7 protein-coding genes and 1 CRISPR repeat array (1 of these 8 running past the window's edge) are annotated in these 13,235 nt (G+C 32.0%); all 7 genes read left to right on the top strand.

What is annotated here, in order from left to right; genetic code table 11:
- Positions 1-5: 5 nt before the first annotated feature.
- Positions 6-1,271, top strand: a complete 1,266-nt coding sequence (locus tag OCV54_RS11915; protein WP_055224187.1) for a hypothetical protein — start codon at positions 6-8, stop codon at positions 1,269-1,271.
- 54 nt (positions 1,272-1,325) lie between these two features.
- On the top strand, positions 1,326-5,864 hold the full coding sequence (locus tag OCV54_RS11910; RefSeq protein WP_055224186.1) for a hypothetical protein: 4,539 nt from the start codon (positions 1,326-1,328) through the stop codon (positions 5,862-5,864).
- Between the two features lie 42 nt (positions 5,865-5,906).
- Entirely contained in the window at positions 5,907-6,638 is a 732-nt protein-coding gene (locus tag OCV54_RS11905) for a nuclease-related domain-containing protein (protein WP_055224184.1), read from the top strand.
- A 434-nt stretch (positions 6,639-7,072) separates the two neighbouring features.
- The gene (gene cas12a, locus OCV54_RS11900) at positions 7,073-10,936 is read left to right on the top strand and encodes a type V CRISPR-associated protein Cas12a/Cpf1 (RefSeq protein WP_082431329.1); all 3,864 of its coding nucleotides are present in this window, start codon (positions 7,073-7,075) and stop codon (positions 10,934-10,936) included.
- 3 nt (positions 10,937-10,939) lie between these two features.
- Positions 10,940-11,506, top strand: a complete 567-nt coding sequence (gene cas4 / locus OCV54_RS11895; protein ID WP_055224180.1) for a type V CRISPR-associated protein Cas4 — start codon at positions 10,940-10,942, stop codon at positions 11,504-11,506.
- Between the two features lie 2 nt (positions 11,507-11,508).
- Entirely contained in the window at positions 11,509-12,471 is a 963-nt protein-coding gene (gene cas1 / locus OCV54_RS11890; RefSeq protein WP_055224178.1) for a type V CRISPR-associated endonuclease Cas1, read from the top strand.
- A gap of 31 nt (positions 12,472-12,502) precedes the next feature.
- Positions 12,503-12,778: a CRISPR-associated endonuclease Cas2 gene (gene cas2, locus OCV54_RS11885; RefSeq protein WP_055224176.1), complete on the top strand. Its 276-nt coding sequence runs from the start codon at positions 12,503-12,505 to the stop codon at positions 12,776-12,778.
- Positions 12,779-12,903: 125 nt separating this feature from the next.
- Positions 12,904-13,235: direct repeats of the CRISPR family, unit length 36 nt; unit sequence GTTGAGTAACCTTAAATAATTTCTACTGTTGTAGAT; it runs 271 nt beyond the window's last position.

Genomic DNA, 13,235 nt, shown 5'->3' with positions numbered 1-13,235 from the left:
AGCAAATGAATAGATGTAGTGTATATGTATCTAATATGGAGTCAAAATATGAAGGTCAATATGATTTTGGAGAAGGGTATCTGGAAGTGATGATATTTGATTACTATGAAGACATTGATGAATATATGCCAATAGGTTCGGAGGTTGCCTATAAGAATATTTATATAGAGGATTTATTAAATAGAAGATTTATGTTTTCATCAAGGTTTCATAAGGTGGGGTCAAAATGGGGACTGACACAATACCAAAAATATAAAACAGATTTTTATTTATCAACAAAAAAAGAAAATGATTTTGAGGCATTTTTTCATGACATAAATATTAAGGGGGTTATTTTATATAATTCTGTATTAAACGATTTATATTATAACCCTTCAATAGTTATTAGTGAAAATGAAAAAGAGATTGTTTATAGAAAAATACTTAATCCAGACAAAAAAATTATAGAAATAAACAAGAATAATATAGATTGTGTAGAGTTTGGGGGAACTTGTAATAGTATCTCAAAAAATGATAACCGAAATATTACTATTGAGTCGGAGAATAGAGCTAAGATTAAGTTGAATCAACCTATAAAATGCGAAGAGGTTTTAAAATATATAAACGAGTTTGATGTAATTATGAATTCCTACTGTTTACTTGGAATACATTCTTATACTACATACATTATTACTACTGACAATAAGTGTTTTGATGTAAAGCATAAATTACTTTGTAAAGATAAGTATTGTGAAAAAGTGTTATACCAGCCGGTAAAAGTGAATTTTTTTGAATTTGTTGAGAAAATGTATAAAACATTAGATTATAGGACTACTGCCAATAGAAATAAATATGTCCCCTTTGGCTTTATTTCTCCCACAACATTGGAGGAACAATTTGTTTTTTATTTTAGGTGTATTGACTTATATATGGGAGAATATTTGGAGAAAGAAATTGGAAAGTATCCAAGTAATTATTATAGGTTAAGCACTTTTGTTGATGAGAATATAGATCTATTTAGATACGATGAGAAAGTTAATATTGAAAATTTGAAAAAAGAGTTAAACAGCTTAAGAAACCAGTATATTCATGAAGGATATTATTTATGTGACAATAAGTTTGCGGTTACAGAGAAAAAAGAAAAATTATATGATAAAGAATTGGATTATATATGGCTGTTAAAGATGGTTAAGATATTTAAGTATGGGGTATACAAAATGTTATATACCAAAATATTAACCTGTGAAATTGATGAAGCTCAATTAAAAAATGTGTTATTATGTTGGGTTTAATATTGATAATTATTATGCTAATGATAAGTGAATTTTATGTAGGAGATCAGATAAATGCCATTAGAATCGGGTGGAAGAGCAGATAAACAGGGAAATAGGTATGAAATATCATGTATTACATATGAGTTGTTGAAGATAGTCAGTGAAGAAAATAGTAGTGTGGTAATAGAAGCTTTAGGTGATGATGAAATTGCTACGGATATTCTTGTTACTGATAATAACGGAATAAAAATACATAAACAGTGCAAAGCCAGAAATTCAAGTATGGAGTATTGGACTGTTTCAGATTTGAATTTAAGAGGAATATTGCAAAATTGGAAGTTTCAACTTGATAGAGATTGTAATAGAAAAGTTTCATTGATGAGTGCGATAGGGTGTAGTCATATAGTTGATTTACATTTGCGAGCAATAAATACCAGTGAAAATTCAAGGGATTATATAGATTATCAAATAAAAAATTCAAGCACTGAGTTTAAAAAATCATATTATTCGTTTTGCACATATATGAAATTGGATACTTCGAATGAAATGGATTTGTATAAAAGTATAGATTATCTGAAACGGATAAATATTGAACAAATGTCAGAGTATGATCTTAATGAGTTAATAAATCAGAAAATTAGCTTTTTATTTACTACTGATCGCGAGACAGTTAGAGACGCATTAACTAGATATATTATAGATGGTGACATATGTGGTCAGAATATAACGGTTGAGGTTTTACATAAAATATTTGATAAGAAAGGGATAACATTAAGTGGGATTAATTCAGATAATATGATTTATCCACGGATAAAATTATTAAATCAAGAATACCGTGAGAGTTTTAAAACGTTAAATGGAGGCCTTATCAATCGTAAAGAATTCGCTAAATGTAAAGAGTTTATAGAAAATGAAACTTCATTTGTTATTTCGGGAGGGGCTGGATATGGCAAAAGTGGCTGTACAGAGTCGATATTGAATTATTGTGAAGAGACCAATATTCCGCATTTAGCGATAAAACTTGATAGAAAAATGCCAAGAGAGAATAGTAAAGAATGGGCAAAAAAATTGGGATTACCTTGTACGGTAGAGTATTCTCTTCATCGGATATCATTAGAAAGCAAAGCTGTTTTAATTTTTGATCAATTGGATTCTTTGAGATGGACTCAGTCAAATTCTGCTGAACCATTATCAATATGTATTGAAATAATAAAACAGATAAAAATTCTTAATGCTAATAGAAAACATAAAATAGTAACAGTATTTGTATGTAGAGATTTTGATTTGAAAAATGATAATAATATCAAGAATTTGTTTGAAAATGAAGATGGCAATTCAGAAAAATGGGAACAAGTATGTATTGGAAATATAGATGATGAGACGGTACAAAATATAGTTGGAGAAAAATATATTTTTTTGGATAAGAAGCTGAGAAATATATTGCGCATACCAAGTAATCTTTTTATCTGGCAACATTTGGATACGGATAATATATGTAAAAAATGTAATACAACATATAATTTGATAGATGAATGGTATAAACAGATTCTTAATAACGCAAACAATTTAGGGCTTGAAGATAAGAATATAACAGAAACATTAGAGAGCATTATAAGTGTCCTAGATAGAAATGGGGAAAGTTATATTCCAAAAGCAGTACTAAATGTTAGTCAAATAGGTTTGTCATATTTAGAGCATTCTGATTTAGTTGTTGTAAATGGGAACAAAATTGGATTTGTTCATCAATCTATCTTGGATTTTTTTATTTCCAAAAAAATGATAAAAGATTTTTATATTAATAATAATATTGAGCAGATAATAGGGGATAAAAGTAAACAGACTCCTGTTAGAAGATATCAAGTGCAGATGTTTCTACAATACTGGTTGGAATATGATTCTTCAGTATTCTTAGATGCAGGGGAAGAAATGTTGAAATCTTCAGAAGTACGATATTATGTAAAGTATGTCTTTTTTGAGTTATTAGGACAGGTATCAGAAACGGATGAGGTAATAGAAGAATATGTTATAAAAAACTGCATGGATTCCACGAAAAGAAATACGTTGATAGATAATGTTATTTTAGGGAGAAAAACTTATGTAGATATATTACTTAAAAATGGAATATTGGAAAAATGGTTTTATGATGACAATCTTAAGGATATAGTGATTAGATTATTAGATTCAATAAGTGTCGACTTAGATGTTAGATATGTAGAATTTATAGAAAAACATGCATTTGTTAATGTTGAGGATGATGAAAGGTTTAAGCAATGTTTTTATCATAATATTGAATCTGAATCTGACGAATTGTTCGAATTAAGATTGAAATTTTATAATAAATATCCTAATTGGATTCAAGAGTTTTATATAAATGTATATAATTTAATGAAACAGTGTCAGATTAGGATGATAATGTTAATAACTTTGTTATTGAAAAACCATATGTCATCATCGGAAAAAATAATTTATAAATATGAAGAAGAGTTTGTGGATGTAACTGATAAAATGTTGGTGCAAAATGGCGAAAAGATACTAGAAGAATTGATTCCATATATTCCATTAGAAGATGATATAAGGATAAAATATAGCAGTTGGAATGGAAATGGTTTATATAATAAGAGCATAGAGAGGGTAGCTGTTGAATTAATTAAAAAGGCAAATGTTGCACTCATTTCAAAAAATCCAGATTTTGTATGGCGTTATTATGAGAGATATATGGGGAAGAATTATTTGGTTTTTAATGAGATAATTTTGCATTTCCTTTCCTATTTACCTGAAAATTATAGTAATAAAGTTATAGAATATATTACTAGAGATTTTGAAAGAAGGATATTTGATTATACAAGTAGTGAGAAGGATCAACTAGTATTAGCCAGAAGAATATTAGAAGTTCACATATCTAGTTGCGATAAATTGAGACGAAATGAGTTCCTTAATGCTTTAATAAAGTATATTCCATCAACAGGAAAAGAGAGGTATAAACAAAGAATTGAGTATAATAGAAGACATAAAGACGAATCTGTATATTGGAGTTTTTATGGGGAATTTCAATATAGCTTGTTAAAGTGTATTCCATATAACCTATTGGATAATTATTGTAGAGAATTGGTAAGTGTCCTAGATAGAAAGTTCAATGGTGTAATATATTTATATAATAAAGAAAATGGACATGCTGGATGGGTGAAGTCACCGGTATGTGGTAAAAAACTAGGGGTGACACAATGGAAACAGATTATAACTAATACCCGAATTGTGAATAGAGAAAACAGGAAGAACATACAGTGGAAAGAAGTTGAGGGGGGATTCATAGAAAGTTCACTAGAACTATACGCTAGAGATTTTCAGGCGGCGGTATCATCTAATATAGTAGATATAATAAATATGGTGCTTTCAGTGAAAAAGGAGAAAATTGATAAAATATATATTAATTCCTTATTCTATGGTGCATCAATGGCTGAAAGTATTAATGATGTTGATGTAACTGTATGGGAGAAACTTTTCTCAAGATTTCCATATTATGAGAATCCAGATATAGCATTTCCGTTTTGTGAGATTATTAGAAAGGTGGAGCTTAATTCGTGGTCAAAAAATACAGTTAGACAGTTGTTCGAAATTGCATCAGATTATGAAAAAATCATAGATACAGCTCAAGAAAGTAGTGAGGAGTTATTATCTAAATCTATAAATTGTGCAAGTGGATATGCAATAAATGCATTAGCAAATTTGTTATCAAAAAATAATTTATTACTTTCCCAAAGTAAGGATTTAATAGATAGAATGATTAAAGATAATAATAAAATTGTGCAGTTTTCGTGCTTTCCGTTATTGTACCAAATAAATTATTTCGATAGACAGTGGGCAGAAGAAAGGATGATTAATTTATTTAAATTAGATATTCGAATGGTTGGAGTAATGTATTCAAGAAATTATCTTCTTCAAATGTATAACGAATATCCACAAGATGTACTTCAAATTATAAACACTTGTTTTATGTCTCAAGATAAAAGATTAATTGAAATTGGTGGATATGCTATAGGTGAGCTTTATATTACAAAAGATGAATTTAAAGATACTATAATTAATATCAAAATGATGAACAAAAATCAAAAAAATGCAATCGTTCATATGGCAGTATGTTATTTAAATGTGCCGGAATATAGAAACAAAAGTAAAGAAATCATTTTGAGATATATAAGGTTTAGTGATCAGATTAGTTATCCTATGTGGAATATATTTAGAGATAATATGCTTGATTTAGAGTCTGATTCAGAATTTTTGATAGAAATAATGAAATCTAATGTTAGTGAATTGTTGTTAAATTCATTTATTACTTATTTAGATAGCTCGATAGGTTCTTTGAAAGCTTATGGGGAAATAATAATTACTTTATGTCAGAATTGTTTAAATAGAGTAGATGGTAATAAAGATGTATCTTATGGTATAGTTGGGCATGTTTCAAGATTAGTGCTTGCTTTATATGATGAAACGGTCGGCTGTAAATCAGAAACATATAAAAAAATCGCAGAAAAGTGTCTGGATTTATGGGATATAATGTTTGAAAAACAAATAGGATATACTAGAGCATTGAGTTTACAACTGATGGATAGGTAGAAGAAAAAGCATAATTGTATAATAGACAAGAAAGAGAATTGTATGGGATTATTCGAAATACTAAAAGGCGAGCAGCCAGGCATAATAACCTCACTCCTGCATTACAGAAATGTAGGGCAGTACGGTGAGTATTTAACAGAATATGCACTTACACATGACAACATAGCTGGTGATCTTGTTGTCCTCAAGAATGTTTATGTCCCGACAGGTAACAAGACTACGGAAATAGATATGCTGATGATACATGAGAAGGGCATATTTGTAATTGAAAGTAAGAATTATAGTGGATGGATATTTGGCGATTACAATCAGCTGAACTGGACACAGAGCTTTCCGAATGGAGAGAAGCATAAGTTTTATAATCCAATAAAGCAGAACAGGACACATATAAAGGCGTTGGCAGAATATCTGGGAAAGCCAGTGTCAGAATTTATGTCGTACATAGTATTTTCTGAGAGGTGTACATTGAAGAAAGTACCGCCAGATACATCGGATGTTATAATAGTGCGTAGACCACATATGCTTAATAGATTACGATCTCAGCTTAACGGTATGCCAGTTAAGTATACTCATGATGAGATAGTGGCGATGAAGGACAAACTGACAAATCTGACCAATAAGAGCACCGCTGAAAAGAAACAGCATATTGAAAATATCAAGACAAAGTGTCCGTTTTGTGGTAGTGAACTTGTGAAAAGAAATGGTAAATATGGCATATTCTGGGGATGTAGTGCATATCCGAAGTGCAAATTCACAAGACCAATAGATAAATAACACCGAGAATGTGGCACCGGAAATGATCAATTCAGCTAATCACGTGGATCTTTCGCGATAGGAACTTTAAATATGTAAGGAAAGTCAGCCTATATGGAACACATACATATTGTAAAAACAGGAGTAACGAAGTTAGATGTTGATTGCGTGGTCAAAAATTTACATATAGTGCAAAGTATTGATTGACATATATGTAATTATAAAAGTAGAATATATTGTGAGTTTTGATACGATATACGAATGGTAAAACTCATTATAATTTCTACTTTTGTAGATAACATAAATGTAAAAAGATGACGCGATATATCGCGTTTTTCTTTTTATACAAAAAAATAGTAAATTACATTTATGTTTAAAACTTGATTTTGATTACAATATGTGTTAATATCTAACCAAGAGATAAAAAACAATTTTAGGAAAGCGAGGTAGAAACTATGAATAACAATACGAATAATTCGTTTGAACCATTCATTGGAGGCAACTCAGTGAGTAAAACTTTACGCAATGAACTTAGAGTGGGAAGTGAGTACACCGGGAAACATATAAAAGAGTGTGCAATCATCGCAGAAGATGCGGTTAAGGCCGAAAACCAGTATATCGTAAAGGAAATGATGGACGATTTTTACCGTGATTTCATTAATCGAAAGCTAGATGCTTTACAGGGGATAAATTGGGAACAACTATTCGATATAATGAAGAAGGCTAAGCTGGATAAGAGTAATAAGGTTTCAAAGGAATTGGATAAAATACAGGAGTCTACCCGTAAAGAAATAGTGAAGATCTTCTCTTCGGATCCTATATACAAGGATATGCTAAAAGCAGATATGATAAGTAAGATCTTGCCAGAGTATATTGTTGATAAATATGGCGATGCAGCTTCGAGAATAGAGGCTGTAAAAGTGTTTTATGGATTTTCGGGTTATTTTATTGACTTTTGGGCCAGTCGAAAAAACGTTTTTTCTGACAAGAATATTGCATCAGCAATTCCTCACAGGATTGTCAATGTTAATGCTAGAATTCACCTAGATAATATAACTGCTTTTAATCGAATTGCAGAGATTGCTGGTGATGAGGTAGCAGGAATTGCGGAAGATGCTTGTGCTTACTTGCAGAATATGTCACTGGAGGATGTATTCACAGGAGCTTGTTACGGTGAGTTTATATGTCAGAAGGATATTGATCGGTATAACAATATATGTGGCGTCATCAATCAACATATGAATCAATATTGCCAGAACAAAAAGATATCCAGATCAAAGTTCAAAATGGAGAGATTACACAAACAGATTTTGTGTCGATCGGAATCGGGGTTCGAGATTCCCATTGGGTTCCAGACTGATGGGGAGGTTATAGATGCGATCAATTCTTTTAGTACTATTCTCGAAGAAAAAGATATTTTGGATCGACTTAGAACTTTAAGTCAGGAGGTTACGGGATATGATATGGAAAGAATATATGTATCCTCTAAAGCTTTTGAAAGCGTATCTAAATACATAGATCATAAGTGGGATGTGATTGCCTCAAGTATGTATAATTATTTTTCTGGCGCTGTTCGCGGTAAAGATGACAAAAAAGATGCAAAGATACAAACAGAAATTAAAAAAATAAAGAGTTGTAGTCTGCTTGATTTGAAGAAACTTGTGGATATGTATTATAAAATGGATGGAATGTGTCTGGAACATGAGGCAACGGAGTATGTTGCAGGAATAACAGAGATATTAGTTGATTTTAATTATAAAACCTTTGACATGGATGATTCAGTCAAGATGATTCAGAATGAGCATATGATAAATGAGATAAAGGAGTATCTTGATACTTACATGAGTATCTATCATTGGGCCAAGGATTTTATGATTGACGAGTTGGTTGATAGGGATATGGAGTTCTATTCGGAGCTTGATGAGATATATTACGATTTGTCTGATATAGTACCTCTTTATAATAAAGTGAGGAATTACGTTACGCAGAAACCATATAGTCAGGATAAGATAAAGCTAAATTTCGGCTCCCCAACTCTTGCAAATGGATGGTCAAAGTCGAAGGAGTTTGACAACAATGTCGTTGTTCTCTTGCGCGATGAAAAGATCTACCTGGCAATTTTAAATGTTGGCAATAAACCTTCAAAAGATATTATGGCAGGAGAGGACAGGCGTAGAAGTGATACAGACTATAAGAAGATGAATTATTATCTGCTCCCAGGAGCAAGTAAGACATTGCCACATGTATTCATTAGCTCAAACGCTTGGAAAAAATCGCATGGAATACCAGATGAAATAATGTATGGATATAACCAGAATAAACATCTAAAATCATCGCCGAATTTTGATTTGGAGTTTTGTCGTAAACTGATTGACTATTATAAAGAATGCATTGATTCCTATCCAAACTACCAGATCTTTAATTTTAAATTTGCTGCTACAGAAACCTACAATGATATATCAGAGTTTTACAAGGATGTAGAGAGACAGGGATATAAGATAGAATGGTCCTATATTAGCGAAGATGATATTAACCAGATGGACCGAGATGGTCAGATATATTTATTTCAGATATACAATAAAGACTTCGCTCCGAATAGTAAGGGAATGCAGAATCTACATACACTGTATCTGAAGAATATATTCAGTGAGGAGAATCTTAGTGACGTTGTCATAAAGCTCAATGGTGAGGCCGAATTGTTCTTCCGAAAGTCAAGTATTCAGCATAAAAGAGGTCATAAGAAGGGCTCGGTACTAGTCAATAAAACATACAAAACAACAGAAAAAACTGAGAATGGTCAAGGTGAAATTGAGGTCATTGAGTCTGTGCCTGATCAATGTTACCTAGAACTGGTAAAGTATTGGTCAGAGGGTGGTGTAGGACAGCTCTCGGAGGAAGCCTCCAAGTATAAGGATAAAGTATCACACTACGCAGCCACCATGGATATAGTTAAGGATCGTAGATATACAGAAGATAAGTTTTTTATTCATATGCCTATTACGATCAATTTCAAAGCTGATAACAGGAATAACGTGAATGAAAAAGTCTTAAAATTCATAGCAGAAAATGATGATCTTCATGTGATCGGAATAGATAGGGGAGAGAGAAATCTTCTATATGTATCGGTGATTGATAGTAGGGGCAGAATTGTTGAGCAGAAGTCATTTAATATAGTTGAAAATTACGAATCATCTAAAAATGTAATTAGACGACATGATTACAAGGGTAAACTTGTGAATAAGGAACACTATAGAAATGAAGCTAGAAAGAGTTGGAAGGAAATAGGAAAGATAAAGGAGATAAAAGAGGGTTATCTGTCACAGGTTATCCATGAGATATCGAAGCTCGTATTGAAGTATAATGCTATCATAGTTATGGAGGATCTGAATTATGGATTTAAGAGAGGTCGTTTCAAAGTTGAACGTCAGGTTTACCAGAAGTTTGAGACTATGTTGATAAATAAGCTGGCATATTTGGTAGATAAGAGCCGTGCAGTAGATGAACCTGGAGGATTGCTCAAGGGTTATCAGCTCACTTATGTACCTGATAATTTGGGCGAGCTGGGCAGCCAGTGTGGCATTATCTTTTATGTTCCGGCAGCGTATACGTCAAAGATAGACCCTGTGACGGGATTTGTGGATGTGTTTGACTTCAAGGCTTATTCCAATGCTGAAGCCAGACTTGACTTTATCAATAAGCTTGATTGTATAAGGTATGATGCATCTAGGAATAAGTTTGAGATTGCATTTGATTATGGCAATTTTAGGACTCACCATACAACTCTTGCAAAAACTAGCTGGACTATATTTATTCATGGTGATCGAATCAAAAAGGAACGTGGATCTTATGGCTGGAAAGACGAGATTATAGATATTGAAGCAAGAATAAGGAAACTGTTTGAAGATACGGATATAGAATATGCAGATGGTCATAACTTGATTGGGGATATCAATGAGTTGGAATCTCCTATACAGAAAAAGTTTGTAGGTGAATTGTTTGATATTATTAGATTTACAGTTCAGCTTCGTAACAGTAAGTCTGAAAAGTATGATGGGACAGAAAAAGAGTATGATAAAATCATATCTCCGGTTATGGATGAAGAAGGAGTATTCTTCACTACTGATAGTTATATTCGTGCAGATGGAACAGAGCTTCCTAAGGATGCTGATGCAAATGGAGCGTATTGCATTGCTCTAAAGGGCTTATATGATGTGTTGGCAGTAAAGAAATACTGGAAGGAAGGCGAGAAGTTCGATAGGAAACTGTTAGCAATCACTAATTACAATTGGTTTGATTTTATACAGAACAGAAGGTTCTAGTGAATGGATGATATAATATTGATATCGAATCTTAATGATTTTATATTTTGTCCTGTGTCAATATATTTTCATGGGCTTTATGGAGGGGCTGATGTACTTACGTTTCAAACAAAGTCACAGCTAAATGGAACTAAAGCTCATGAATCTGTTGATATGGGGAAATACTCAACAAGAAAAGATATTGTCACAGGTTTGGATGTGTACTCGGATAAATATCGTTTGGTTGGAAGAATAGATATGTATGATTCGAGAAAAAAGATGCTTGTGGAGAGGAAGAAGCATGTTAGCAGAATCTATGATGGATATATATTTCAGTTGTACGGACAGTATTATTCAATGATAGATATGGGATATGCTGTGGATTCATTACGAATCCACAGCATAGATGATAATAAAAATTATAATATTGATCTACCTGAAAATGATAAAGATATGAAGAATAGGTTTGAACAGTTGATTTCGGATATGAGAGCTTTTGATATGGATAAGTTTGTACAAGAAAATTCTCAGAAATGTGCAAATTGTATATATGAAGATGCATGCGATAGGTCGGCGAGTAGAGGTGACTGAAAGTGCTGAATGCAAATGACTTTAGTAAGAAACAAATTATTTTTTTGATTCCCAAGGATGGGGATAAACTTACATTTTCCAATGATAATATTGTGGTAAAGGATAAAAATGGCAAGATAAAATATCAGTCCACTTGTTACAGACTATTCATGCTTTGCATAGTTGGAAATGTATCTATAACTAGTGGGCTTATACAGCGAAGTAAGAAATTCGGATTTTCAATATGCCTAATGACTACAAGCTTTAAGGTTTATGAAGTTATGGGAGCCAGAATGGAGGGCAATACGCTGTTAAGAACACATCAATATAAGTATAACGGCAAGGAAATAGGTACGATGATTGAAAAGAACAAGATAGCAAATCAGTCTGTGGCCTTAAAGAAGATAAGAAATAGGAATGATTATCTAAATGAAGGAATATCAATATTGGATAATCTTGCCAATTCCTTGGATAGTGATATGGATTATTTGTGTGTTATGGGAATAGAGGGAAATGCTGCAAAAATATATTTCCCAAGAATGTTTGATAATGTATCCTGGAATGGCAGAAAACCTCGTATAAAGAGTGATTACTTAAATGTTACACTAGATATTGGATATACTATGCTTTTTAATATCGTAGATGCGATGCTTCAGGTATATGGATTTGACACATATTATGGAGTTTTTCATAGGTGCTTTTATATGAGAAAATCACTGGTATGTGATTTAATGGAACCAATGAGACCAATCGTGGATTATGCAATAAGAAAGGCGATAAATCTAGGTCAATGTAAAATGGATGATTTTGAATTGTATGGTACCAGATGGTGTTTGAAAATGAAAAACAATGCGTCGTATATACAGTTTATCATGGCGGCAATACTTGATTATAAGGATGATATCTTCTTATATATACAAAGGTACTATAGATTTTTTATGAAAAGGAAAAGTGTGGAACAATTACCGACTTTTGAATTACATTAGAAGTGAAATGTTCAACAGGGGAGGCGTATATATGATCGTTGTGAGTTATGATATATCAGATGATAAATTGAGAACAAAATTTTCCAAATATTTATCTAGGTTTGGACATAGATTACAATATTCAGTATTTGAAATTGATAACAGTCAGCGTATAATAGATAACATAGTTACTGATATAACTAATAGATTTGAAAAAAACTTCACACAAGAGGACAGTGTCATTATATTTAAGATGTCATCGAGTTGTGAGGTGTTAAGATTTGGTTATGCCAAGAATGACGAGAAGAATTTTATAGTTATTCAGTAATGCAAACCTCAGTCTTTCTGAGGAAAAATTAAGGGGTTACTCAACAGATATGAACATAACAAACAAAAAAAGAATGTATATAGTGGTTATAAAACAAAAAAATTGTGCACAAACACCAATTTGGAGTTGAGTAACCTTAAATAATTTCTACTGTTGTAGATCCCAACTTTGAATTGCACAATTTCATAGTTGAGTAACCTTAAATAATTTCTACTGTTGTAGATATGAACACCTCTTTTGTAACCATGATAGTTGAGTAACCTTAAATAATTTCTACTGTTGTAGATTTGCATTCATGCCCTGTGCAAGCTGGGTTGAGTAACCTTAAATAATTTCTACTGTTGTAGATAAAGCACTGGAAAAGCCCGGTATGAAGTTGAGTAACCTTAAATAATTTCTACTGTTGTAGATAACGTAGGTCACAAGGTGTTCCGTTAGGTTGAGTAACCTTAAATAA

Origin of the sequence: Coprococcus aceti, assembly GCF_025567285.1 — a bacterium.
Taxonomy (GTDB): Bacteria; Bacillota; Clostridia; order Lachnospirales; family Lachnospiraceae; genus Coprococcus; species Coprococcus aceti.
The sequence above is the reverse complement of the archived record's forward strand: the minus strand, read 5'-3'. Positions and strand labels throughout refer to the sequence as shown.